This is a genomic window from Sporolactobacillus sp. PKPK-6, from assembly GCF_056678885.1.
In genome coordinates this window covers 150,732-174,672 of the sequence record NZ_JBWXPA010000002.1, presented here as the reverse complement: position 1 = coordinate 174,672, position 23,941 = coordinate 150,732, and the positions used below count along the sequence as shown (strand labels likewise).

Sequence of the window (23,941 nt, the reverse complement as noted above, 5' to 3'; positions counted from 1 at the left end):
TAGGATACGGGTGGGCGATCAGGCAAGCAAGCACCCAATCTGAGAAATAGACGGAAAAATTCTGCTTATTTTACTCGTTAACTTAATGAAGGACCAAAATAATTTATGAAAATAGAACGGTCTTTTCAAGCACAAGGTTAATGATCAAAAACAATATTTGCAAAGGAGCTTTCAATAAAGGAGCTTTCGCTAAATACGCATGCGTCCTGTATGCAACGCGAAAGCCATCACGTCCTGTGAAAGTAAGGACCGGGCGCTTTTGCGCGGTTTTTCTTACAAGGAAAGAAAGTATATGATTTTCGCCAAAGCCAAAGGTTGTGAGCCAAACGCGCAGGTGCGAGACTCCTGCGGAGCGGCTCTGTTGATCGCAGGCCAGGGGAGACCCCGCAGGTATTAGTTTGCTTGAGGAGGCTCCCGGACTGCCCGCGGTCGCGCTCAGTTGATGCGAGCAACCGGAGCGTAATCAAAATCCGGCATGATTTAAGGACCGGGCGTTTTTGTGCCCGGTTTTTCTTATAATCGGGTGCGCTCCACCCAGCGACCGAACGGACCTGCCAGAGGCACAGCAATAAAACCAGTGATTAGGTTGAAAAGAACGGAGGCGTGAGCGAGGGCTGCTCGTCCGGTGCCGCCGATCATCATGGAATAGTCGGACATAAAGTGAATGAACGGAAAGAAGACGATAACGCTCAGGACATTGAAAAGAATATGAGTATATGCGGTCCATCGTCCTTCCCTTCCGGTTCCGAGACTTGCAATATAAGTTGTGAGACATGTGCCTACATTCGAGCCGAGCATGATTGCAATTGCAGCAGGAAGTGACAAAATATTGTGGTCTAAAAAGCCCATGCAAACAAGCAGGGTTGCGGAACTGGATTGTATGATCGCCGAAAATAGTGTGCCGACAATGACTGCGTAAATCATACTCTCGTTGGCATCGACAAGTAGATCGCGAATAAACGGCGATTGAACAAGAGTTTCAGATAAAGAACTGAAGCCGTTCATTGATGCAAACAGACAGCCGATGCCGAATAGGAAGGATCCAATCGAAAAAAAGCGGCGAAACGGCAGACACATGGTGAGCAATCCTGCTCCTAAAAAAACATAATGAATGGAACCAACAGGCAAAGCAGCAATTTCTCCGGTCAAGGTTGTGCCGATATTGGCGCCAAGAATAATACCGACACTTTGCGAAAAGCGCATCGCCTGTGCGCCGATTAAGCCGACAGTAATGATTGTCACGGCAGAGCTGCTCTGCAGCAGCATAGACGCAAATGTGCCGATCACAAGCCCCTTTAATGGCGTACTTGCGGCACGCTCAAGTGTTCGACGCATTCGGTTTCCTACCAATGCATGCATTCCGCCTGTCATGACACCCATACCGAATAAAAAAAGTAAAATATATAAAATAAAAAGAATAACCTGCTGATCCACGGTCGATCACCTCGTCCTATTGTATGGACAAGGGTAATCAGGAATGACAAAAAAATTTCTATGCAAAATAATTGACCTGAAAAAAGAATCGCTGGTTAGACCGACTGGCAAAAATAAATGAACAGCCTCAATTATTGATTAGATCAATGTATAATTTTAGAGAAGTATGGAAAAAACGCTTTCCTAAATTTGATAATTTGTTTTTTATCGTATATAATGGCAATTGACATAAAAGATGTCAGTTGAGTTGTTTTCGTTTTTGGAGGGAGGGAAACAAAGATGGTCGAGACAAGAGTTCGGAAGAATGAATCGATTGAAGATGCGCTGCGACGCTTTAAACGGTCGGTCTCTAAATCCGGTACATTAGCAGAAGTTAAGAAACGGAGAAATTACGAGAAACCAAGTGTTAAGCGTAAGAAGAAATCTGAGGCTGCGCGTAAAAAACGCCGCAGATATTAAGAGATTTGTTCAACAAAGGGAATTTGCTTATAAATGATTGCGATTTTCCCTGCGATTTGGACACTATCGAAAAAGGAGCACTACAAATGAGCCTTGTTGATCGTTTGACTACAGATATGAAACAAGCGATGAAAGCGAGGGAGAAAGCTCGTCTCTCGGTTATTCGCATGATCAAGACATCGCTGCAGAACGAATCGATCAAGCTTGGTAAACCATTGTCCGATGACGAGGCACTGGCGGTTCTGGCCCGAGAACTTAAGCAGAGGAAAGACTCCCTCCAAGAGTTTAAGAATGCAGGGCGACAGGATCTAGTTGATGAAGTCACCAATGAAATTGCAATTGTCCAATCTTATATGCCTGAACAGCTTTCTGAAGAGAAAGTTGCGGCCATTATAGATGAAACAATTTCGGAAGTCGGCGCTGCCTCCAAGGCAGATATCGGCAAAGTGATGAAAGCAGTCATGCCGAAAGTCAAAGGCCGGGCGGATGGCAGCATGATCAATAAAATCGTGCGCAGTAAATTAAGTTAAAAGAAAAAAGGAAGCTCTGTTTGTTAAAAAATGCAAACAGAGCTTTGTTTACATAAGCTCTTCTTTTTTGAAGCGCTTTGTATGGTGAACACAGGTAAAGACTGGCTGTGCCAGATTATGAATAGTTAGGGGATGAGTACATGCAATTAGATGCTTCAACAGTTGGGATATTAATTATTGCGGCACTTATCATTATCGCGATTGTCATTCTTTTCACTTTTGTACCGGTGATGCTGTGGATCTCGGCTTTGTCATCAGGGGTTCGTATCAGCATCTTTACATTGATCGGTATGAGGCTGAGGCGAGTTGTTCCAAGACGCGTCATCGATCCGCTGATCAAAGCGACCAAAGCAGGCCTTGATTTGCATACAAATCAACTAGAAAGTCATTATCTAGCCGGCGGCAACGTTGACCGTGTCGTCAACGCACTGATTGCTGCACATCGTGCGAATATTGCGCTGACCTTTGAACGTGCGGCGGCAATTGATCTGGCCGGACGAAATGTTCTTGAAGCGGTGCAGATGAGCGTCAATCCAAAAGTTATCGAAACACCGTATATTGCCGGCGTCGCCATTAACGGTATTGAAGTTAAAGTCAAGGCGCGAATTACCGTTCGTGCCAATATTGACCGTCTAGTCGGCGGTGCAGGCGAGGAAACGGTTGTTGCCCGTGTCGGCGAAGGCGTTGTCAGCACAATTGGTGCATCACATACTCATAAAGACGTTTTAAAAAATCCGGATACGATTTCAAAGACCGTGCTTGAAAAGGGTCTTGACGCAGGAACTGCTTTTGAAATTTTATCAATCGATATTGCCGATGTTGATGTCGGCAAGAATATTGGTGCTTTTCTGCAGACCGAACAAGCTGAAGCAGACAAAAACATTGCCCAAGCAAAGGCTGAAGAACGTCGCGCGATGGCTGTTGCCAATGAACAGGAAATGCGCGCGCGTGTCGAAGAGATGCGTGCTAAGGTTGTTGAGGCTGAGTCTGAGGTACCGCTTGCCATGGCATCTGCACTAAAATCGGGAAAATTAGGCGTCATGGATTACATGAATTACAATAATATCAAAGCAGATACGGAAATGCGTCACTCGTTTGGCAAAGAGAACAACAGCGACAATACATCAGGCGATGAGTATAAGTAACCGTTGCGATTCGTAAAGGAGGCGAGGCAATGGTTTGGGTTATCGGACTCGTCATATTGTTAGTTTTTTATGTAGCGAAGTCTGTTGAAAAGCAAAATGCTGAAGAACAAAAACGTCGTCAGGAACGCGGAAGGTCAGGAACTGCACGGCCTCAGGTTCAACGGACCGTACGACAACGTTCTGAGCCCAGCAGAACAGCACAGCGGAAATCTGATTCGGTAACTGAACAGGCATCTGCTGATATTCCCGCAGAAAATGAATTCATGAAGCAATATTATGAAACTAAGAAACGCATCGACCAGTCTTCTAGCAAAAAAGCAGCAGGCGGGATGCGAGATACACCGAGAACTTCTATATCTGGAAATTCTGGAACGGGATGGAGCCGGAATCAAGATGCGCTGCGCCAAGCCTTTATTTTTTCAGAATGCATTGGGAAACCGCGAGCCGTTCAACCGCATCCTTTTTTTGTGAAAAAACGAATACGTTAACCAATAACGATAAGATCCGCAGCCGAAATGGCTGACGGATCTTTTTAGTTATACAAGCTAAGAAAATATAAAGATCAAAAAAATAATATAAGGCGTAGCCAGGTCACACTCTCATCAGACTTTCTCGGCAATTTGGCAGATTCATAGTGCTAGCCGCCATTCTTTGCTCATAAGGTTGTAAAGAGGTGGAGAGAGATCATGAGAAAATGGAGCGCTCAGTTTAAAAAATGGTTTGCCGAAGTGTCCGACATTCCTGAAGATGTTGTATTGGGTGTGCCTCGTCTAACCTTAATCGGCCAGTTCCGTCTCTCCATAGAAAACTACGAAAGTGTTCTCGCGTTTTCAAAAACTGAACTGAGACTCGCACTGAGCAAAGGCGAGCTTCATATTGCGGGTGATGATTTTGTTCTGGAGACTATTTTAGAGAAAGAAATCGTTCTTCAAGGACAGGTGAATGATGTTCGATTTGTGGATAACTGAAGGGAGGCTGGCAGGTTGAAGCATACTTTTCATCGTGCAGAGGGCTATTTAAAAGCAGAGATCATTGGTAAAGATCCCGAAAAATTTATCCGCCTATGTATGCGCGAACACGTGAAAATATGGCATATTGTGCGCAAAAATGAGACAACCCTCATTTGTTTTATAGAACTTGCCGACTCGAATACTTTAAAGAAGTGGCTCAAGGCCTCGGATTGCCGAATTCGTATTCTTAGAAAAGCAGGCCTGCCCTTTTTTATGAAGAAAATAAAGCTGCGGTTGGGAATTACAGTGGGTTTTATATTCTTTATTCTGCTGCTGCTCATCCTTTCGAACATGGTGTGGTCGATCCGAATTGACGGCGCAGATGTTAAATTGGAGACGCAAATCCGCAGCATTCTGAAACAGAATCATTTATATGAGGGATCACTTGACCTGTTTATTCCAGATACCGGTCATCTTGAAAGCGCCTTGTCGACAAAATTGACTAAAGTGACATGGATCGGCGTTTCAAAGGAGGGTACCACCTATAAGGTCAGCGTTGTACAAAAGAAATATCCGAAGCCGAAATCGGTTGCAGGGCCAAGAAATCTTGTCGCAACCAAGCAAGCGGTTGTTCAGCGTTTATTTGTTGAAACCGGACAACCTGTTGTTGAAAGCGACCAATTTGTGAAAAAAGGCCAAGTATTAGTCAGCGGCAAGATTGGAAATGAGAAATTCTCTCGATTTGTTTCCGCAAAAGGAAAAGTAGTCGGGGAAACTTGGTATCATTCAGAAGCACAAATTCCGCTTGTCAGCCATTATACGCTTTATTCCGGCAACGTTTATTTTAAATATAAAGTAAAGATGTGGCAGGCACAGATACCGCTATGGGGAATCAAGTCTAAGCCCTTCAAGCAGTACGATCGTGAAACCACTAAAAAGCCGATTCGTTTTCTGATCTGGAAGACCCCCTTTGCGTTTATTCGGGAAGACTACAGACAAAAGAAGACAGTCGAACGTAAACTAACGCAGAAACAGGCAATCAAGGATGCTATTGAGTCTTCCGATAAAAAATTACTGGACAGCCTTCCAAAAGAATCGAAAATAATAACTTCTGCAGTCGATTATAAAAAAGTCGTGAATAACACTCTTTATATCCGAACGCACCAAGTCGTGAATGAGAACATTGCCGAATCTAAAGCAATTGATGTAAAAAAAGAGACGAAAAAAATGAAGCAGAAAACGGATTGACAAACGTGCATCCGTTTTTCTTTTGCGAGCCTTCGGAGATGTACATCAAAACGGATTGGAATTTAAACATCGAGATATGGTAAAATGATGGAAACGCTACTGATTTTTGAGGAGGACACATAGAGCTTGCCAGAACGCCATTTATATAAAATTACACTGGATTTTGAAAATGGAAACGAAGCGCTGATGCTTTTCGGACCAGGAGATGCACATTTAAAAATAATTGAACAGACACTTGGTATTTCAATTGTAACGCGAGGCGGATCAGTTAGTGTCTCAGCAGAGAGCGAGGCAGATGCACGTAAAGTTGAACAAGTGCTGAGTGCGCTTCTGAGCCTGATAAGAAGAGGAATCTCCATTACAGGGCGAGATGCGGTCTATGCGCTCAAAATGGCTGATAACGGCCAGTTGGAAGCCTTTGGCGGCTTATATGAGAATGAAATCACGACCAACAGCAAAGGAAAACCTATTCGTGTCAAAACACTTGGTCAAAAGCAATATGTTGAGGCAATCAGAAAACACGACATGGTGTTTGCTATTGGTCCAGCAGGAACAGGAAAAACATATTTGGCGGTCGTTATGGCGGTGACCGCAATGAAAGCGGGAAAAATCAAACGTCTCGTTTTAACAAGGCCGGCAGTGGAAGCCGGAGAAAGTCTTGGATTCCTTCCCGGAGATTTAAAAGAGAAGGTCGATCCGTATCTGCGGCCTCTGTACGATGCGCTTCACGACGTGCTGGGTTCGGAACACACACTCCGCTTAATTGAACGTGGGACAATTGAAGTAGCACCGCTTGCTTATATGCGAGGGCGGACCTTGGAAGATGCCTATGTCATCTTGGATGAGGCACAGAATACAACTCAGGAGCAAATGAAAATGTTCCTGACACGTCTTGGATTCGGCTCGAAAATGATTATTACAGGTGATGTGACCCAAGTGGACCTACCGAAGGGAAAAAAGTCAGGACTGAAGACGGCTAAAGAATTACTGGAACATGTCGATGGTATATCTTTTATTAATTTAAATCGCACTGATGTTGTAAGGCATCCGCTTGTGCAAAAAATTATTGAAGCATATGGCGACTGACTGTTGAAAGGACGTCTGATTCGCAATTGAGAAAGGCTCGTCCGGTTTGTTTGCCGGCTAAGCAGTGGAAACAAGTTGCGGAGGCGCAGCAATGACATCACAAATCCAATTCAAACAAAAAATAAAACGATTTGCTCTAACGTATCTAGCTGATTGGAGTATTCTGCTCATTGTCGGTCTCATTTTGTACGGGCTGATGATCGGCAGTGTCCTGCCCAAAAATCCGAATGTGAAGCTTCATGAAATAGCAACCACCGATATACAGTCGCCAATTGATACAGTAGATACTCAAGCAACGCATGCGAAACGGCAGGAAGCGATCGGATCAACACCGTCCGCCTACGCTTATAATAAAAATCTCGGGCTTATGCAGGTTGAAAAAGTCGGCGATCTGTTTGACACAATTGCGTCAGTAAAAAAGGAGCAAAAGATATCTGCTGATTCGGATCAGGATCAGATCAATACAGCGATTAAAATGATATCGGAACGTCTTTCAGATTCAGCTGATTCCCATTTATCAGACAATACACTGACTGCTCTGCTTACGGCATCGGACCATAATCTGCAAATTGCTGAGGATATTGCAAGCACCGGTATCTATGAAGCAATGAACGATAAAGTCGGTTGGAATGATCTGGAACGTGTTCAGGACAAAGCATCGGCCTCCTTGCCGTCCTCAGTATTGAACGACAGTATACGAGGTGCTTTGAACGATGTGCTGCATTCTTACATCACGGCTAATTATTCTTTTGATGCTAACGCGACAAAACAGAATAAACAGGAAGCTGCAAGAAACGTTGACAACGTGGTGATTCACCAAGGCGAGGTTATCGTAAAAAAGGGTGAACTGATTACAAATGATATGATACGTCAGCTTAAGCTGGTCGGCTTGCTTGATGATCATTTTAATATCATTCCTTTTGTCGGACTTCTCCTTTTCACCGGCTTTATTATGTTTATTTTTTGGTTCGAATATTATCGTTTTAAAGAGAAGCATCCGCAGTATTCAGTGAAATTTTTATATATCTATGCAATCATTTTTTCAGGAGCTGCCGCGCTCATAAAGCTTTGCAGCTATCTTAAACTCACCAATTTAACGGGGATCAGCTTTCTTGTGCCACTGGCCATGGCGTCACTGATGATACGAATTCTGCTCAATGAACGAATAGCCATTGTCTCAGGCTTTCTTCTTTCAGTGGTCGGCAGTGTCTTGTTCGGAATCAGTGCAAAGGCAGCAATTTTTGATTCGACATTAGGTATTTATTTATTCTTTTCTTCGCTGGCAGGTGCAATGGTTTTGCGGAAGCGCCAGGCCCGCCCGAAAATTATCCAAACCGGCGGGCTCATAGCCCTCGTGAATGTGCTCGTTGTTCTTTCATTATTAATGTTCCAAAACACACCGTTCTCACCGCTAAACACCGGCCTCAGCCTTGGTTTTGCTGCATTATCTGGTTTTCTATCGGCAATCCTTACGAATGGTTTGATGCCTCTATTTGAAACAGGATTCAGCATTCTCTCGCCGATTCGTTTGATCGAGTTGTCAAATCCGAATCATCCGCTGCTCAGAAAGATATTGATTGAAGCACCGGGAACTTATCATCACAGTCTCATGGTAGCTAATTTAGCGGAACGTGCGTGCGAAGTCATTGGAGCAAATGGTTTGCTTGCCCGTGTTGCAGCGTATTATCATGATGTAGGCAAAACGAAACGGCCGAAATTTTTCGTTGAAAATCAGATGGACGGGGTCAATCCCCATGACAAAATTTCGCCGCAACTCAGCCGCACGATTATTATTTCTCATCCCTATGATGGGGCTGATATTTTGCGCCAATATCGTATGCCCAAAGAAATCATTGACATTGCTGAGCAGCATCACGGAACCACTTTGCTGAAATATTTTTATGTGAAAGCGCAGGAACAAAGTGATAAGCCGATAGATGAAAGTGAATTTCGATATCCGGGTCCTAAAGTACAGACGAAGGAAGCTGCAGTTGTCGAACTTGCCGACAGTATAGAGGCTGCTGTTCGTGCCATGAAAAAACCAAATCCGGTTAAGGTAAACAATCTTGTGAAAAGCATTTTTAATGATCGATTGAGCGACGGTCAGTTTGATGAATGCAAAATTACATTGAAAGAGCTGAAAAGTGTGGAGAAATCGATCGATGAAACACTGAGAGGTGTTTACCATTCCCGTATTGAATATCCCAAAGACCTCAAAATGAAAAAGGTGAACACAAAATGACAATGACAATTGATATGCATGATGAAACTGGAGAAATTAATGAAAAAGTACAAGAAAGTGTGATCGGTCTTCTTGATCACGCAGCAGATTATTTGGATTTAGAGGGCGAAATTGAGTGTTCGCTCACGTTTGTTGATAATGAACGAATTCAGGTTATTAACCGCGACTATCGCGGAATTGACCGTCCAACCGATGTGATCTCATTTGCACTTGAAGAAATGGGAGAGGATGAGGTGCCGATTCTGCCTGAAGAAGGAGAACCAAGAGTACTTGGAGATATTATTATTTCGGTTGAGCGCACTCATGAACAGGCAGCTGAATATAATCATTCATTTGAACGTGAACTTGGCTTTCTCGTGATTCATGGCTTGCTTCACTTACTCGGCTATGATCATCAAACTAAGGAACAGGAGAAAGAAATGTTTGGCATTCAGGAAACTATTCTCTCCTCGTTCGGATTAAGCAGGAATTAAGATGAACGGCCATCATCCTCGGAGACACAAACATCTTGTTGAGAGTTTTAAGGATGCAATATCCGGTTTCATTCTTGCATTTGTGCAGGAACGGAATATTCATATTCAGATTTTCGCTGCGGTTGCTGTTGTTATCTTTTCGATCATCATTCATGTGTCGCCAATTGAATTAATGATTGTGTTTCTCTTAATTGGCGGAGTGATCAGCCTGGAGCTTGTTAACACGGCTATTGAGCGGGTTGTCGACTTGGTTACGCAAGAGCAGCATCCGATGGCTAAGGCTGCTAAGGACGCAGCAGCCGCTGCTGTCTGGTGGTTCTCGGTTGTTTCAGTAGCCGTATTTATCGTTATTGTTGTGAATAAGTTAACGTAAAAATAATAGGAGTGTGTAAATAGATGGATGACAAAAAGCTTGTTTCACTTGCCCGCGGGGCGATGCAGATGGCTTATGTGCCATATTCTCATTATCAAGTTGGCGCCGCTCTGCTCACAAAATCGGGTAGAGTGTTTACCGGATGCAATATTGAAAATGCTGCATATTCGGTATGCAATTGCGCCGAACGAACAGCAATCTTTAAAGCATTTTCAGAGGGGGAACATGATTATACGGCTATTGCAGTGATTGCTGAAAGTCGCCGCCCTGTGCCTCCGTGCGGCGCGTGCAGACAAGTCATGAGTGAATTGTGTCCAGCTGACATGCGTGTTATTTTGGCGAACACAGAAGGTATTACAGAAATCACCACGGTTGCTCAGCTGCTGCCAGGTGCATTCGTATCGGAGGACATGAAATGAGTAAGGTATTTAAATCAGGATTTGCAGCCATTGTCGGTCGGCCGAACGTAGGGAAATCAACCTTGCTGAACCGTGTACTCGGACAGAAAATTGCAATTATGAGTGATAAAGCGCAGACAACACGAAATAAGATTCACGGTATTTACACGACCGATGACGAGCAAGTTGTATTTATCGACACACCGGGTATACATAAACCGAAGCACAAGCTTGGACAGATGATGACCTCGCTTGCACTTGCTACATTGAATGAAGTAGATCTTGTACTATTTCTTATTGATGCTGAGCAAGGCTATGGGCGAGGCGATCAGTTTATTATTGATTTTTTGAAAAAGACAGATGCACCTGTATTTCTAATTGTCAATAAAATTGATAAAGTGCACCCGGACGAGTTGCTGCCCCTTATTGATCGTTATCGTCAGCTCTATTCTTTTAAAGAAATTATACCGATCTCAGCGCTTCAAGGCCAAAATGTCACAACACTCATGGATCAAATCAGCCATTATCTTCCAGAAGGTCCAAAGTATTATCCCGATGATCAGGTTACCGATCATCCGGAACGTTTTATTGTCGCGGAATTAATACGTGAGAAGATTCTGCATCTGACCCGTGATGAAGTGCCGCATGCCATCGCTGTTGTCATTGACAAAATGAAAGTGGATGAGAAGTGGCATCTTACAGAAATTCAAGCAACAATTATGGTTGAACGATCTTCTCAAAAAGGGATTATTATTGGAAGGTCAGGCAGTATGCTAAAGGAAATCGGAACGTTGGCACGTAAGGAGATTGAAGCCTTAATTGGATCCAAAGTTTTCCTGGAGCTGTGGGTAAAGGTGGATAAGAATTGGCGCGATAAAGAAGAGGAACTCAAGAACTTCGGCTACACAATTCAAGATGATTAATGGGTACCCACTCATCCATAACTTAATTGACAATCATTTCTTCACATGTTTCTGCGCTTTTCGTCCACGCTATTAGTGAGGAGAAAAGATGGGAAGGATGAGAAACATGTTGGATCTCAGTTGGAAGTTATTTTGTATGACAGGAACGATTGGATCTTACCTTTTGATTAAAGAAATAGAAAAGGACAAAGGCGAAGAGCAAACTCAGCCGGACTGCAGGATGGATGAAATGAAGGAACATGCCGGGGCTTAAGCAGGCAATCGGCCAGTAATAGGGAAGATGTGATCACGATGATGTCCAAAGCGGAAGGCATTATCATTCGTACTACCGATTATGGAGAAACCAATAAAATAGTAACGCTATACACAAAAGAGTTCGGCAAAATCGGGTTAATGGCGAGAGGAGCCAAAAAACCGAAAAATCCGCTTTCCGCGGTGAGTCAAGTTCTCTTCTACGGCCTCTGCCTTTTTAGTAAAAGCAGAGGCCTTGGCGTGCTTTATCAAGCTGAAACGCTGAATCCGTTCCGATCAATAAGAGAGAATATTGAGAAGATGGGACATGCTGCAGTGATTTTAGAACTCACAGACCGGCTCACAGAAGACGGCCGCCCTTCACAAGGCCATTATCATCTACTGCGTGATACACTACTTCTGATGGAAAAAGGTACTGATCCCGCTGTGCTGTCATCGATGTATGCATTGAAAATGATGCCTCTTGCCGGAATTGATCCTGAGTTGGGGCGTTGCATACATTGCGGCAATAAAAAAGAACATTATCTTTTTTCTATTTCTGAAGGCGGTTTTCTGTGTGCAGATTGTGCGAAATTGGATGAATACGCTCTTGTTATGAGCCGGACGGTTCAAAAATTACTGCCGTTAATACGCGCCGTGCCTCTCGACAGATTAGGAAAAGTCTCTTTAAAAGCAAAAACTATTGGCGAGATCGTATCAATCATATATGCTTATTATGAGCAAAACGCAGGCATTAAACTTCGTTCGAGACGTTTTATCGAACAATTATCTAAATTTGATCAGATGAATGATTAACGATTAAACAGAGGTTCGAAAACAATTGGGGAGGGGACTGTTTTGGATCTATCTGATCGACAACATAAAATTATAGACATTGTCAAAAATCAGGCACCAATTACTGGAGAACAAATTGCAGAACATTTAAAAGTAACACGTGCAACGCTTAGGCCGGATTTGGCTATTCTTACGATGTCCGGATTTCTTGAAGCACGCCCGAGAGTAGGTTACTTTTACACAGGCCAAACGTCAGAAACCATTCTTTCTGAAGAAATTGCCAAGCTTAAAGTCAAGAATTTTCATTCCTCCCCCGTTGTCATAACTGAAAATGCATCTGCATACAGAGCAGTGTGTGAGATGTTTGTTGAGGACGTCGGATCATTGTTTGTGGTTAATGATGACGGATTATTAGCAGGGGTCCTATCAAGAAAGGATTTACTGAGAACTGCAATTGGTTCGCAGGACATGAATCAGGTTCCGGTCAGTGTCATTATGTCGCGAATGCCGAACATTGCCTACTGTAAACATACCGATACAGTCTTGGATGTTGCTTTGCTGCTGATTACGAAAGAAATTGATGCTGTTCCTGTTGTGCGTCCAAAAGCGAATGGATTTGAGGTTATCGGCCGCATGACGAAAACAAATATCACAAAGGCTTTTGTAAGCCTTGCGAATAATGGCAATCTCAAAAAATAAATAAAAAAACTCGCCGATTGGCGGGCTAAATTTTTGACGCCGGTTCATGTTTAAACTTTCTTTTTGAAGATTAAATGCTGTTTCGTTACACTATCCTCACTCAATTTTTGCCGCGTGAGGAAGAATTAATTACATAGTTATTCAAGGTTTTCTGAGCAATTGATTAATAGTCCGCCGCCTTGTCTATTATAATGAAATTTATTAATAAGAAAAAAAGAAAATGGTTTTCTCTGTCTTAATAATCAAATTTAGTTTATAATAATATCTTGTTGTCCTCTACTTTATTCGACAATTTGTGACATTATTTAAAAAATAAAAACATAAAAGTACATGCAGGATTTTTGGCAGGAAATAGAGAATGCTTAATATGATGAAAAAAATCATGTTATTTGTCGATGCAGATGCATGTCCTGTAAAAAAAGAAACAATAATGATTGCGCGCTCGTTTGGTTTGGAACCCGTTTTTGTCGCTTCCTATGCCAGTTATTCACTGGACAGGGAGGGAACATGGGTATTTGTCGATCAAGAAAAGGAAGCTGCCGATCTATATATTGTGAATCATGTATCTGCTAATGATGTTGTCATAACCCAAGATATGGGGCTTGCCGGATTGCTTACCAAACGCCGTGTTTTTGTTCTGAACATACGCGGTCTATTGATTGATGAGCGCAACGTGAATATGCTGCTTGAACGCAGGTATCAGGCATATCAAGCATTAAATGCCGGAAAAAAAGTGAGGGGACCTCGACCATTTACGAGTCAAAACCGGAAATATTTTTCCGAAGCTTTAACAAAACTGTTATGCCAACTCGATCATTAGGATATAAATAAGTAAGAATGCTGGTGGTGCATGCCTTTTGCAACTTCAGGAACATGTAATTGAAAAGATTAGGAAATCTCTGGATATTGTTGATGTAATTGGCAGCTATGTGCAGTTAAAAAAGCAAGGAACGAATTATACCGGTCTTTGCCCATTCCATTCTGAACGTACACCTTCTTTTTCCGTATCGCCGGATAAGCAGCTTTATCACTGTTTCGGGTGCGGAGCCGGAGGCAATTTGTTCACATTCATTATGGAAATCGAAGGTATGTCTTTCTCGGAAGCCGCCCAATCTCTTGCGGATCGTGCGAATATTGATTTAGGGCCTTCTTTTGCGAAAAATGATCGTCCGAATCCAAACGATCAAAAGAAGAAACAAATCACCGAAGGATTGGAACTGTTAACAAAATTTTATCATTATTTACTTACAACTGCAAAGTATGGCTCGCCGGGAATTAAATATCTTAAGGAACGTGGATTTACGTCTGAAATGATCGAACGATTCCGTATTGGCTACGCAGTTGAAAGTTGGGATGCTGTTACGAAACTGCTTCAGAAGAGAGGCATCCGCCTTGAATTGATGGAGCATGTTGGTTTGATTAAGAAACGCGGTTTCGACAACAAATATTTTGATCGGTTTCGAAACCGAATTATTTTTCCGATTTTCAATATGAGAGGCAAAACGGTTGCCTTTGGTGGGCGGACACTCGGAGAGGATAAACCCAAATATTTGAATTCGCCTGAATCTGATGTCTTTCATAAAGGCAATATACTTTATGGCTATCATTTGGCTAGGCAGGAAATTCGTAAAAACAGTCTGGCAGTGCTTCTTGAAGGCTATGTTGATGTTGTGCGCGCACATCAAGCAGGGGTAACCTGCAGCGTTGCATCGATGGGGACTTCTCTAACGGAGGCACAAGCAGCGGCACTGACGCGAATGGCTGATACAATCATTATCTGCTATGACTCAGATACTGCAGGTATTGAAGCCAGCTTTCGAGCAGCCGAGATGCTTCAGAAAAATGGTAAAGTCATAAAAATAGCAACGATGCCGGAAGGTATGGACCCCGATGACTACATTCGCAAGTTTGGCGGCGATCGATTTAAAAGTGATGTAATAGGGGCAAGTCAAACACTGATGACTTTCAAAATGAACTATCTCCGGAGAAAAAGGAATCTAAGTGATGAAGGAGATCGCCTCCTCTATATTGAAGATGTATTGAGAGAATTGACTGCTCAGCATCGTGCAGTCGAACGCGATCACTATCTTAGATTGCTTTCGGAGGAATTTTCAATTTCTCTTGATTCCTTGAAAAAACAGCTGCACCAGATGAGCGTCATGGTACAAAGGCGGGAAAAGAAAATTGCGCATACCGCACCGCTTGTCCGGAGCAATCGGATCCCACCTGCCTATGAGATGGCGGAGCGAAGACTGCTCGCAAGAATGATGAGAAGCAGGGAGATTTCCGATCAAGTTCAGGATACAATAGGCGGTTCTTTTACCAATGATATCCATCAAGCCCTGGCTGCGTATCTTTATGCTTACTATGCACAAGGAAATCCACCGGATGAAGGACTTTTTCTGCAAAAGCTGGAAGATCCGGCGCTGCAACGCAAGGTTACGGAGCTGTCCTTGATGCCGATGAGTGATCAGGTGGATGAGAGGGAAATTGAAGATTGTATTCGTCAAGTCATCAGGCATTCTAAATCGTCACTGGTTGCGGATAAGGAAGAGCAGAGAAAAAAAGCCGAGCAAAGCGGAAATTATGAACTTGCTGCCCGGTTGCTGTCCGAGATGATCAGTGTGAAGAAAAAGTTAGGCCATTATCAAGCGGAAGATGATTAGGATTTGGAAGGAGGGGGTCAAATGGCTGGAAAAGTCAGCAAGACGGATCAAGAATTAACAGTGGACCAGGAGAAAGAACAACTACTTGAACTTGGCAAAAAAAGAGGTTCTCTCACCTACCAGGAAATCACGACCCGACTTGCTCCATTTGATCAGGAACCGGAACAAATGGATGAATTTTATGAGGCTCTTGCCGATCAAGGTATTGATGTCTCGGATGAATCTGAAGGACCGGCTTCCGGTGAAAAGCATAAAGAAGAGGAATTTGATCTGAACGATCTCAGCGTTCCCCCGGGTGTCAAAATTAACGACCCCGTTAGAATGTATCTAAAAGAAATCGGGCGTGTTGATCTTTTGTCTGCGGATGAGGAGATTACGCTGGCAAAACGTATCAATGACGGCGACGAAAGCGCAAAGCGGAGACTAGCTGAAGCAAATCTTCGACTTGTAGTCAGTATTGCAAAACGCTATGTTGGCCGAGGAATGCTTTTTCTCGATCTTATTCAAGAAGGCAATATGGGCTTAATGAAAGCCGTTGAAAAATTTGATTATACAAAGGGTTTTAAATTCAGTACGTATGCTACATGGTGGATTCGTCAAGCAATTACTCGGGCGATCGCTGATCAAGCGCGAACCATTCGTATTCCGGTGCACATGGTGGAAACCATTAATAAACTGATTCGGGTTCAGAGGCAGCAGCTTCAGGATTTGGGGCGCGAACCAACACCTGAAGAAATTGGCAAAGAAATGGAACTGTCACCGGATAAAGTGCGAGAAATTTTGAAAATTGCGCAGGAGCCGGTTTCGCTTGAAACGCCGATCGGCGAAGAAGACGACTCGCATTTAGGTGATTTTATTGAAGACCAGGATGCGAAAGCACCTTCTGACGCGGCTGCTTATGAGCTGTTAAAAGAACAATTAGAAGACGTTCTCGATACACTCACAGATCGCGAGGAAAATGTACTGCGGCTGCGATTCGGTCTTGATGACGGACGAACACGGACATTGGAAGAAGTCGGCAAGGTGTTCGGAGTCACAAGGGAACGTATCCGTCAGATCGAAGCTAAAGCATTGCGCAAGCTCCGCCATCCAAGCAGAAGCAAACAATTGAAGGATTTTCTTGACTGAGCGGTTGCTCCCATCGGGGGGCATTTTTTTTAGCCTAGATCACGAATTTCAACGATCTCTTTGTCATTTATTTTAAAGAGTTTAACAGGAAGATGCAAATAGTAATTGGATTAATTTGGAAAAGGTAGCGGTTAAATATACCTTTTTCTTTTATTTTAATATAAAATGAAAACGTTATCAAATTTTATTCAACATCATATTTTTTTTCAGATGAACTTGAATTGGGGTTTTTAAGCGTTTGTGATACGATAACTGTTGGTATAGTGATGAAAAATATAAGGATTGTGATTATGGATACGATACATTTATCTCCTCGATTGGAAGCAGTACTTCAATTTATTTCTAAGTCTTCATGCTTAGCAGACATCGGATCGGATCACGCACATTTATCTTGCCGAGCCATTCAAGATGGCCGAGCGGCAAAAGCCATTGCCGGCGAGGTGCGTTCAGGACCGCTTCATCAATCGACATCAAATATCGCGGCTCTTGGTTTTCAAAAGTACATTGATGTCCGACTTGGAGACGGTCTTGATGTCATCCGTGAACCTGGCGAAGCAGATACAATTGTCATTGCCGGAATGGGCGGCGAACTGATTACGGATATTTTGGAACGCGGTAAAGAGAAAATCGGTAAAGAAACCGTCTTAATTTTGCAGCCTAATATTCGGGAAGCACGCGTCCGAAAATGGTTGAATGAAAATGGATGGACAATTGTAAATGAAACGATTGTTGATGAATCGCCGCATATCTATGAAATCATTAAGGCAAGGCAAGAGACGGCTGTACGAAAGCTTTCCGAGCTTGAATTGAAAATGGGCCCGATTCTGTCCTCAAGAAAAGAATCAGTTTTTCTTAAGAAATGGAAAAAACGGGAGCAACGGTTAATCGGAATTTTACAGGCACTCAGCCAGGCAGAACAAACGGCTGAACTTGCTCGAAAAAAGAAAGAAAGCGAATGCGAGCTGCATTTAATCCGAATGTGTCTGAGCGAGAATTAGACTTTTTTGAAAAAGGAGCGGTTGAGTTGGAAAAATGGATATCCGGAGAGCGGCTGATTCAGCGTTTTGAAGAATGGGCACCTAAAAAGCTAGCCTATGAAAAAGATAAAATTGGTGTCTTGGTCGGCGGCTTGCATAAAAAAGTAAAACGTGTCATGGTTACGCTCGACGTACTAGAGAATGTTGCGGATGAAGCGGCTGAAAAACATGTCGATCTGATCATTGCTCATCACCCGCTCATCTTTCATCCGCTTAACTATGTTCGTTCTGACGAAGGACAGGGAAAAATTGTCACCAAATGTGTAAAACACGATATTGCTGTTTATGCAGCACACACCAATCTCGATATTGCAGAGGGAGGAGTGAACGATATGTTAGCTGCTCAGCTTGGACTGACGGATACAGAGATACTTCAGCCTACTTATCATGAGCCTCTTTATCAAATCACTGTATACGCACCGGAAAGCCATGCTGAAGCGATTCGGCAAGTTCTGGGCGATGCGGGTGCCGGAGAGATCGGCTGTTACAGCAGCTGCAGCTTCAGTGTGAAGGGAACAGGCACATTTCTGCCCCAATCAGGCGCACAGCCTTTTCTAGGGAAGATAGGACAAGCTGAGAAGGCGGAGGAAGAACGAATTGAAGCAATCGCACCAGATCATTTGCTGCAATCAATCATTTCTAAAATGATCAAAGCACATCCATATGAGGAGCCGGTCTATCAGGCCATTCCATTAAAAAATGAAGGGAAAGCATATGGACTTGGAAGAATTGGAAAGCTTCCTGAAGCTTTGCCTTTTGAAACCTATTGCCAAATTGTGAAAAAGCAGCTTGGCCTCGAAGGTCTCCGGGCAATCGGACCTGCAGATGCTAAGGTAAGAACCATTGCAATTTCTGGAGGCGATGGAAACAGCTTGATTCCCTATGCCAAGTATCGCGGAGCAGATGTTTTGATTACAGGTGACATCTATTACCATACGGCCCATGACGCGCTGCTGTGCGGCTTGAACGTCATTGATGCCGGACATTATATTGAATCTGTAATGAAGCAAGGTGTTCATGACTATTTAACTAAAGTGATTGCAGAAGAAAAATGCGACACAGAGGTACTTGTTTCAGAATCGGTCACCAACCCGTTTCATTTTGTTGTATAAGCAGCAATAAAAGAACTGAGAGATAGAATCTGAGTTGAAACTGCAAAAAAAAGCAGGGAGATCCGTTTAAAAACGGAATTCCCTGCTTTTCGAATTTATCTTTTTTTTAAGTGTTTCACTTTGACTTTTGGTAAAATATTTTTGTTTTTTGCTGCTTGGCTGTCTGTCGACCATGTATCGGGATTATCCGGATCGTACTGATCGAGAAAGAGGATGACTTCTTTTGTCAACTGTGTCGGTGTTGATGCACCGGCAGTTACCGCAACTGTTTCTACGCCTTTCAGCCAGTCGAGCTGAAGTTCTGAGAGATCGGCAATACGGAATGCACGTGTATGAGCAATTTCTTTGGAAACTTGTGCAAGTCGATTTGAATTATTGCTGCGTGGATCGCCAACGACAATCAGCAAATCTGCTTCCTTTGCTTGAGAGGCAACCGCTTCCTGACGTGTTTGTGTTGCTCGGCAGATCTCGTTGCAATTTTCCGCCTGCGGATATTTCGTTTTGATATAATTCATGATATCCATTACGTCCCATTGGCTCATAGTTGTTTGATTTGTGATCAGGATCTTGTCCGTATTCAGGTGAAGCTGATCGACATCCTCGAGCGTTTCAACGAGATGAACAGAGTCAGGAGCAACACCAATCGCTCCCTCCGGCTCCGGATGTCCTTTTTTCCCGATATAAATCACATGATATCCATCTTTTTTCTTTTCTTCGATCAAATCATGTGTCTTTGTAACATCAGGGCATGTTGCATCGATTGATGTAAGACCTTTTTTTTCTGCTACCTGCCGTACTTCCGGTGAAACTCCATGAGCCGTAAAAATGACCGTACCATGATCGATTTCATCCAGTAGTTCAATTCGTTTCTTCCCACGGACATCCAGCGTGATCACTCCGTCTTCTTTCAACGCCTCGGTAACATGATGATTATGGACAATCATCCCAAGTATATATATCGGCCTCGGCAGGTCTGGATTCATCGCAGCTTGTCTCGCAATGACCAGAGCGTCGACAACGCCGTAACAATAGCCTCGCGGCGAGACTTTTATAACGTTCATGCCATTCTCCCCGTTCTGCAATACATGCAATAATTGGATTTACTCAATTATTATAAATGAGGTGGGATGCGAACACAATGAATCCGCAGTCGCTAGATATACATCCGCGGTACGGACGGCTTGGTTGGCAGGCTTTCACTATTCAATAAAGAATCAGGGGCATTGGTTTTGACTGAACCGGCCGCTGTCTGCTCATTTGTTGTGTTTTCATGATTTAATTGTTCTGTTTTATGAATGGTGCTGTTCGAATGATTATCTAATTTCGTATCGGAAGCAGCAGTTGGCGTATCCAATTGTTCTGTTGTGTCTGATTTGTCCGTTTCGGTGCTTGCTGTGTCTCCCTGCATTCCCTTCAACGCGCTTAAGATGGCTGGAGCGTTCTTAACGAGCGGCCCGAACTGTTGAATCATTGGCAGAACGGTTTGGGCGGTCTGAATCGCTTTTTGAGCATTTGTGATCATTCCCAGCAAATTCAGACTTCCCGTTGTACCGGCAGCGCTGGGGGAAAGAAATGAAGCGATTAATCCGCTTAGACCACCGGTTCCTTGAGGTGCAGGTACGGGAACCGGCGGTGCCTGTGCGGGCATTCTTGGAAAAATTGGCGGGAAACCGCGGGTAGGAGTCATGGGTGGAGTGCTGGTTGTTGGGGAATTCCAGTAGAATGGCTGCTCGTGCCCATGCTCAAACGGTGGCATATTGATTCCTTCCTTTCTTTAGTAGGTATTAAGTGTTCCGATAGCTCAAAAAATTTGTGGTGTTTCAAACATCTGTCCATTTAATGTAATGATAAAAGACGAGATACTAGCTGATATTTAGTTTATGTTGTGCCGCCTATTCGGTGACAGCCTCTACAGCGGATCCTTTGCAAAGCATTCGAATCGCCATATGTGGTAAAATAGCGAAGGAAAAAGGAGGGGTTGTCTGTGCTGAAAATTGGATCGCATGTTCATATGTCCGGTGCTAAGATGCTTCTTGGTGCCAGTGAAGAGGCAGTGTCATTCGGAGAAAATGTAATGATGATTTATACAGGTGCACCACAGAATACAGTGAGAAAGCCGATCGAGAAATTAAATATTGAGGCGGGGAGAAAACATATGGAGGAAAACGGCGTGGAAGAAGTCGTCGTTCATGCTCCGTATATCATTAATATAGCGAATACGGTAAAGCCGGAAACATTCGCACTAGGGGTTTCATTCCTGCGCAAAGAAATTGATCGGGCGGAAGCGCTTGGTGCAAAACAAATTGTTCTGCATCCTGGCGCACATGTTGGAGCTGGTGTGGATGCGGGAATTAATAAAATTGTTGAAGGTTTGAACGAAGTTCTTGAAGCACGAGACACCGTGCAAATCGCTTTAGAAACAATGGCAGGCAAAGGCAGCGAATGTGGATTTCGATTTGAACATCTTGCTCGAATCATCGATGAAGTCCGTTTGAACGAGAAACTCTCCATTTGCTTTGATACATGCCATACCAATGATGCAGGTTATCCGGTTGCAGAGGATTTTGACGGCGTTCTTAGCGAGTTTGATCAGATCATCGGTGTTAACCGGATTAAAGTCGTACATGTGAATGACAGCAAAAATGCTGAGGGATCGCATAAGGACCGTCATGAAAATATCGGTCTAGGTACCATCGGTTTTAATACACTCAATTATATTGTGCACCACCCACAGCTTGAAGCATTGCCGAAAATTTTGGAAACACCTTATGTGGGTGTGGATAAGAAAAGCAAAAAACCGCCTTATAAATATGAAATCGACATGTTTAAAAACCAGAAATTTAATGAATCATTGATACAGGATATTGAAGCAGGAAACTAATGATCTCCAACCTTTTAGAAACAATTCCGGAGTCCTTACTAAGGAACTCCGGAATTTTTTTAATAAACAGGTTATAAATTTTTTGCCAGTTGCTCGAACTGCTTCTCTAAGCGCGCCGCCAGTGCGACACCGATTTCTTCATCTAAAATTTTTCTAAGCTTCTTTTGTCCTTGCGGCTGAAATGGATTAATGTTTTGATTTTGGACACGACGAGCAATATTCTCCGTTTGCTGCTTGGTTACCGCAATACCATATTGCACAGCATATCTATAAAGTTCTTCGGAAGTCAAATGATTCATCTTTTGAATGACAAGCTGCTCAATAAAAGGATTCAAATGTTTCACTCCTGTTCTCGTGGATTGGATTTACTGAATAGATTATGAATCGAAACGTTAATTGATGCTGATGATTTATGGTTGACTTTTCTGAAAAATGTCGGAACTTGTCTAACAATAATTGCCAATAAATGTGTCACAATGTAAGTGATTAAAGTATAATTAAGGACATTAAGAAGGATAAAAATATAGAAAAGTGTCCGTATAATTTTATTCTCATAACAGTGAGAAGCAGACTTACCGAGTCGAAAAGGGCACGATACATTATCGTATGCTTTCATTTGGGGGAATGGTGAAACGTTGTTACTATTGCAGAGGGAGTGATAACCATTATTTACCGAGATTCCTTACTTTCTGTTTCCGAAAAGTATCAATTTGAAGAACAATTATCCTTGGAAATGCGTTTCTGTATTGAACCTGACGGGCGAATTATAGAATGCAATAAAAAGGGACAACTGTTGGTTGATCAATTTGGCCCGAATTTTCTCCGCTTTTTTACAGAACAAATTGCAGGCGAGGCAAAAGTTTATTTGAATACAATTATTGAAAGCAACGATATCGTTTCTGCTTTGCTTACTGATAAATTAAGCGACAGAGATTTAGGTATCTTATATAATGGTTTTTTTAAAGATGGAAAAATAATATTGGTCGGTTATCGAACACAAATGATGTCACGTCTTGCCGGTGAATTTGTCCATGAATTAAGAAATCCGTTGACCATAATTAAAGGTTTTATGCAATTATGCGATCATACGAAAGAGTACGACAAATTCCAGCCGATTATTTTATCAGAAGTGGAACGAATGTATACGATTTTAGAAAATTTCCTAACCATGTCTTTGAGAAAAAATGTATATCGCAGCATGAATCCTGATGAACTCTGCAAAAAGCTCGTGTCGTTTCTGTCATCAGAATGTGCTGTCCATAAAGTCGCTTTTGATTATGATATTTCCTATTCTGAGAACGTTTGCAAAGTTGATCTTGATAAGATCAAACAAGTCTTGATTAATTTGCTTCGCAATGCATTGGAGGCCCTTGAAGGACATCTTCACGAAAAAAAGATCATGTTTCGTGGCAGTGTTGAAGATAAAGGTTACCGCTTTTCGCTGATTGATAATGGTCCGGGTGTTGAAACCGATGTTTTAAAAAATATGGGACAGCCTTTATATACAACGAAATCGAAAGGGACAGGAATAGGCTTATCCCTTTGCAAAAAAATTATCGCTGATCATCGCGGTACATTTTGTGTGAGCAGTGTCGTGGGAAAAGGGACAACCGTCAGTTTTTTTCTTCCATTTATCTCGCCATAATTTTTTCCATAATGTGCATCTGTGAAAATGCTCATTCTGAGTCACACTATATCTGATCCTAAAATGAAAGCGAGGGGTCATTGTGGCTGATAAGGATCATTATCACAATGAAGACTCATTATACGATAAGCAAAGTGCATATCATAATGAGGAGTACGCAAGAGAATTGGCTGCCGATCAATATGATCCGGAGGCGGAAAGAGCGCGTGCAGATGGTGATCACTCGTCCCATCGACGTATCGTTGAAGGCGGCAAGGGTGTGGGCTGGCTTGCACTGATTTGTTCTGTGATTGCCCTGTTCTTTTTGCCGGTCGTTTTGGGTATAGCCGGAATCATTATCGGTTATATTGCACTTAGAGAAGGCGCCCGTACTTTAGGCGGATGGGCAATTGGTATCGGATGCCTAGCAGTATTGATTCAGTTGCTCTCACCGCTCTTTTGGTAAAAAAACAAGAGAATCCTTACTTAGGTAAGGGTTCTTTTGTT

27 protein-coding genes are annotated in these 23,941 nt (G+C 42.9%); 23 read left to right on the top strand and 4 right to left on the bottom strand.

The genetic code is table 11. The features are described 5' to 3' along the window. Positions 1-513 precede the first annotated feature (513 nt). Complete coding sequence (locus AC1MBV_RS11775; protein ID WP_255745422.1) at positions 514-1,434, bottom strand: Na/Pi symporter; 921 nt, start codon at positions 1,432-1,434, stop codon at positions 514-516. A 279-nt stretch (positions 1,435-1,713) separates the two neighbouring features. Between AC1MBV_RS11775 and rpsU the strand changes: the two genes are divergently transcribed. The 20 genes from rpsU to AC1MBV_RS11675 all read left to right on the top strand — a co-directional run bounded on the left by rpsU (position 1,714) and on the right by AC1MBV_RS11675 (position 18,929). Beyond that, positions 1,714-1,893 (top strand): 30S ribosomal protein S21, encoded by a 180-nt coding sequence (gene rpsU / locus AC1MBV_RS11770; protein WP_010025726.1) that lies wholly within the window; start codon positions 1,714-1,716, stop codon positions 1,891-1,893. Between the two features lie 86 nt (positions 1,894-1,979). After that, positions 1,980-2,423: a GatB/YqeY domain-containing protein gene (locus AC1MBV_RS11765; RefSeq protein ID WP_255745420.1), complete on the top strand. Its 444-nt coding sequence runs from the start codon at positions 1,980-1,982 to the stop codon at positions 2,421-2,423. Between the two features lie 140 nt (positions 2,424-2,563). Then, on the top strand, positions 2,564-3,568 hold the full coding sequence (gene floA, locus AC1MBV_RS11760) for a flotillin-like protein FloA (RefSeq protein ID WP_255745419.1): 1,005 nt from the start codon (positions 2,564-2,566) through the stop codon (positions 3,566-3,568). 29 nt (positions 3,569-3,597) lie between these two features. Next, positions 3,598-4,056: a hypothetical protein gene (locus tag AC1MBV_RS11755; RefSeq protein ID WP_255745417.1), complete on the top strand. Its 459-nt coding sequence runs from the start codon at positions 3,598-3,600 to the stop codon at positions 4,054-4,056. A 198-nt stretch (positions 4,057-4,254) separates the two neighbouring features. Continuing rightward, complete coding sequence (gene yqfC, locus AC1MBV_RS11750; protein WP_255745416.1) at positions 4,255-4,536, top strand: sporulation protein YqfC; 282 nt, start codon at positions 4,255-4,257, stop codon at positions 4,534-4,536. Between the two features lie 15 nt (positions 4,537-4,551). Continuing rightward, positions 4,552-5,766, top strand: coding sequence for a sporulation protein YqfD (yqfD, locus tag AC1MBV_RS11745; protein ID WP_255745415.1), 1,215 nt, complete (start codon positions 4,552-4,554; stop codon positions 5,764-5,766). A 126-nt stretch (positions 5,767-5,892) separates the two neighbouring features. Then, on the top strand, positions 5,893-6,852 hold the full coding sequence (locus AC1MBV_RS11740; RefSeq protein ID WP_255745414.1) for a PhoH family protein: 960 nt from the start codon (positions 5,893-5,895) through the stop codon (positions 6,850-6,852). Between the two features lie 91 nt (positions 6,853-6,943). Then, a complete protein-coding gene (locus AC1MBV_RS11735) occupies positions 6,944-9,094 on the top strand; it encodes an HD family phosphohydrolase (RefSeq protein ID WP_255745412.1) in 2,151 nt (716 codons plus the stop codon). Continuing rightward, positions 9,091-9,567 (top strand): rRNA maturation RNase YbeY, encoded by a 477-nt coding sequence (gene ybeY, locus AC1MBV_RS11730; RefSeq protein ID WP_255745411.1) that lies wholly within the window; start codon positions 9,091-9,093, stop codon positions 9,565-9,567. The genes AC1MBV_RS11735 and ybeY overlap by 4 nt, the downstream gene beginning before the upstream one ends. A 1-nt stretch (position 9,568) precedes the next feature. Further along, the gene (locus AC1MBV_RS11725) at positions 9,569-9,940 is read left to right on the top strand and encodes a diacylglycerol kinase family protein (RefSeq protein WP_255745410.1); all 372 of its coding nucleotides are present in this window, start codon (positions 9,569-9,571) and stop codon (positions 9,938-9,940) included. Between the two features lie 23 nt (positions 9,941-9,963). Next, positions 9,964-10,359, top strand: coding sequence for a cytidine deaminase (locus AC1MBV_RS11720; RefSeq protein ID WP_255745408.1), 396 nt, complete (start codon positions 9,964-9,966; stop codon positions 10,357-10,359). Continuing rightward, complete coding sequence (gene era, locus AC1MBV_RS11715; protein WP_255745406.1) at positions 10,356-11,261, top strand: GTPase Era; 906 nt, start codon at positions 10,356-10,358, stop codon at positions 11,259-11,261. The genes AC1MBV_RS11720 and era overlap by 4 nt, the downstream gene beginning before the upstream one ends. A gap of 97 nt (positions 11,262-11,358) precedes the next feature. Next, positions 11,359-11,514, top strand: coding sequence for a YqzL family protein (locus AC1MBV_RS11710; RefSeq protein ID WP_480948353.1), 156 nt, complete (start codon positions 11,359-11,361; stop codon positions 11,512-11,514). A 41-nt stretch (positions 11,515-11,555) separates the two neighbouring features. Continuing rightward, entirely contained in the window at positions 11,556-12,308 is a 753-nt protein-coding gene (gene recO / locus AC1MBV_RS11705) for a DNA repair protein RecO (protein ID WP_480948352.1), read from the top strand. A 42-nt stretch (positions 12,309-12,350) separates the two neighbouring features. Further along, a complete protein-coding gene (gene ccpN / locus AC1MBV_RS11700; RefSeq protein WP_255745400.1) occupies positions 12,351-12,986 on the top strand; it encodes a transcriptional regulator CcpN in 636 nt (211 codons plus the stop codon). Positions 12,987-13,356: 370 nt separating this feature from the next. Beyond that, the gene (locus AC1MBV_RS11695) at positions 13,357-13,806 is read left to right on the top strand and encodes a YaiI/YqxD family protein (RefSeq protein ID WP_255745398.1); all 450 of its coding nucleotides are present in this window, start codon (positions 13,357-13,359) and stop codon (positions 13,804-13,806) included. A 37-nt stretch (positions 13,807-13,843) separates the two neighbouring features. Then, the gene (gene dnaG / locus AC1MBV_RS11690) at positions 13,844-15,652 is read left to right on the top strand and encodes a DNA primase (RefSeq protein ID WP_255745396.1); all 1,809 of its coding nucleotides are present in this window, start codon (positions 13,844-13,846) and stop codon (positions 15,650-15,652) included. Positions 15,653-15,673: 21 nt separating this feature from the next. Continuing rightward, entirely contained in the window at positions 15,674-16,780 is a 1,107-nt protein-coding gene (gene rpoD / locus AC1MBV_RS11685; RefSeq protein WP_255745394.1) for an RNA polymerase sigma factor RpoD, read from the top strand. A 290-nt stretch (positions 16,781-17,070) separates the two neighbouring features. Next, positions 17,071-17,778 carry a tRNA (adenine(22)-N(1))-methyltransferase gene (locus AC1MBV_RS11680; protein WP_480948351.1) on the top strand — a complete coding sequence of 236 codons (708 nt, stop codon included), beginning with the start codon at positions 17,071-17,073 and terminating at the stop codon, positions 17,776-17,778. Between the two features lie 26 nt (positions 17,779-17,804). Beyond that, positions 17,805-18,929 carry a Nif3-like dinuclear metal center hexameric protein gene (locus AC1MBV_RS11675; RefSeq protein WP_480948781.1) on the top strand — a complete coding sequence of 375 codons (1,125 nt, stop codon included), beginning with the start codon at positions 17,805-17,807 and terminating at the stop codon, positions 18,927-18,929. A gap of 95 nt (positions 18,930-19,024) precedes the next feature. Here AC1MBV_RS11675 and AC1MBV_RS11670 read toward each other — a convergent pair whose 3' ends face one another. Together AC1MBV_RS11670 and AC1MBV_RS11665 are read right to left on the bottom strand one after the other, a co-directional pair. Beyond that, positions 19,025-19,990, bottom strand: coding sequence for a 4-hydroxy-3-methylbut-2-enyl diphosphate reductase (locus tag AC1MBV_RS11670; protein WP_255745388.1), 966 nt, complete (start codon positions 19,988-19,990; stop codon positions 19,025-19,027). A gap of 92 nt (positions 19,991-20,082) precedes the next feature. Next, the gene (locus AC1MBV_RS11665; protein ID WP_255745387.1) at positions 20,083-20,685 is read right to left on the bottom strand and encodes a YqfQ family protein; all 603 of its coding nucleotides are present in this window, start codon (positions 20,683-20,685) and stop codon (positions 20,083-20,085) included. A 228-nt stretch (positions 20,686-20,913) separates the two neighbouring features. Here AC1MBV_RS11665 and AC1MBV_RS11660 point away from each other — a divergent pair, with 228 nt between their 5' ends. Continuing rightward, a complete protein-coding gene (locus AC1MBV_RS11660) occupies positions 20,914-21,810 on the top strand; it encodes a deoxyribonuclease IV (RefSeq protein ID WP_255745386.1) in 897 nt (298 codons plus the stop codon). A 71-nt stretch (positions 21,811-21,881) separates the two neighbouring features. Here the strand turns inward: AC1MBV_RS11660 and AC1MBV_RS11655 are convergent, their stop codons facing one another. Beyond that, positions 21,882-22,145, bottom strand: a complete 264-nt coding sequence (locus tag AC1MBV_RS11655; RefSeq protein WP_255745385.1) for a DUF2624 family protein — start codon at positions 22,143-22,145, stop codon at positions 21,882-21,884. A gap of 320 nt (positions 22,146-22,465) precedes the next feature. Here AC1MBV_RS11655 and AC1MBV_RS11650 point away from each other — a divergent pair, with 320 nt between their 5' ends. After that, positions 22,466-23,455: an ATP-binding protein gene (locus AC1MBV_RS11650; RefSeq protein ID WP_255745384.1), complete on the top strand. Its 990-nt coding sequence runs from the start codon at positions 22,466-22,468 to the stop codon at positions 23,453-23,455. Between the two features lie 82 nt (positions 23,456-23,537). Continuing rightward, positions 23,538-23,900 carry a hypothetical protein gene (locus AC1MBV_RS11645; protein WP_255745383.1) on the top strand — a complete coding sequence of 121 codons (363 nt, stop codon included), beginning with the start codon at positions 23,538-23,540 and terminating at the stop codon, positions 23,898-23,900. Positions 23,901-23,941: the final 41 nt, after the last annotated feature.

Bases quoted from the DNA above. Each gene is read 5' to 3' on its own strand.
- rpsU (WP_010025726.1), top strand. From the start codon at position 1,714: ATGGTCGAGACAAGAGTTCGGAAGAATGAATCGATTGAAGATGCGCTG.
- AC1MBV_RS11765 (WP_255745420.1), top strand. From the start codon at position 1,980: ATGAGCCTTGTTGATCGTTTGACTACAGATATGAAACAAGCGATGAAA.
- floA (WP_255745419.1), top strand. From the start codon at position 2,564: ATGCAATTAGATGCTTCAACAGTTGGGATATTAATTATTGCGGCACTT.
- AC1MBV_RS11755 (WP_255745417.1), top strand. From the start codon at position 3,598: ATGGTTTGGGTTATCGGACTCGTCATATTGTTAGTTTTTTATGTAGCG.
- yqfC (WP_255745416.1), top strand. From the start codon at position 4,255: ATGAGAAAATGGAGCGCTCAGTTTAAAAAATGGTTTGCCGAAGTGTCC.
- AC1MBV_RS11735 (WP_255745412.1), top strand. From the start codon at position 6,944: ATGACATCACAAATCCAATTCAAACAAAAAATAAAACGATTTGCTCTA.
- ybeY (WP_255745411.1), top strand. From the start codon at position 9,091: ATGACAATGACAATTGATATGCATGATGAAACTGGAGAAATTAATGAA.
- AC1MBV_RS11725 (WP_255745410.1), top strand. From the start codon at position 9,569: ATGAACGGCCATCATCCTCGGAGACACAAACATCTTGTTGAGAGTTTT.
- AC1MBV_RS11720 (WP_255745408.1), top strand. From the start codon at position 9,964: ATGGATGACAAAAAGCTTGTTTCACTTGCCCGCGGGGCGATGCAGATG.
- era (WP_255745406.1), top strand. From the start codon at position 10,356: ATGAGTAAGGTATTTAAATCAGGATTTGCAGCCATTGTCGGTCGGCCG.
- AC1MBV_RS11710 (WP_480948353.1), top strand. From the start codon at position 11,359: ATGAGAAACATGTTGGATCTCAGTTGGAAGTTATTTTGTATGACAGGA.
- recO (WP_480948352.1), top strand. From the start codon at position 11,556: ATGTCCAAAGCGGAAGGCATTATCATTCGTACTACCGATTATGGAGAA.
- AC1MBV_RS11695 (WP_255745398.1), top strand. From the start codon at position 13,357: ATGAAAAAAATCATGTTATTTGTCGATGCAGATGCATGTCCTGTAAAA.
- rpoD (WP_255745394.1), top strand. From the start codon at position 15,674: ATGGCTGGAAAAGTCAGCAAGACGGATCAAGAATTAACAGTGGACCAG.
- AC1MBV_RS11680 (WP_480948351.1), top strand. From the start codon at position 17,071: ATGGATACGATACATTTATCTCCTCGATTGGAAGCAGTACTTCAATTT.
- AC1MBV_RS11670 (WP_255745388.1), bottom strand. From the start codon at position 19,990: ATGAACGTTATAAAAGTCTCGCCGCGAGGCTATTGTTACGGCGTTGTC.
- AC1MBV_RS11665 (WP_255745387.1), bottom strand. From the start codon at position 20,685: ATGCCACCGTTTGAGCATGGGCACGAGCAGCCATTCTACTGGAATTCC.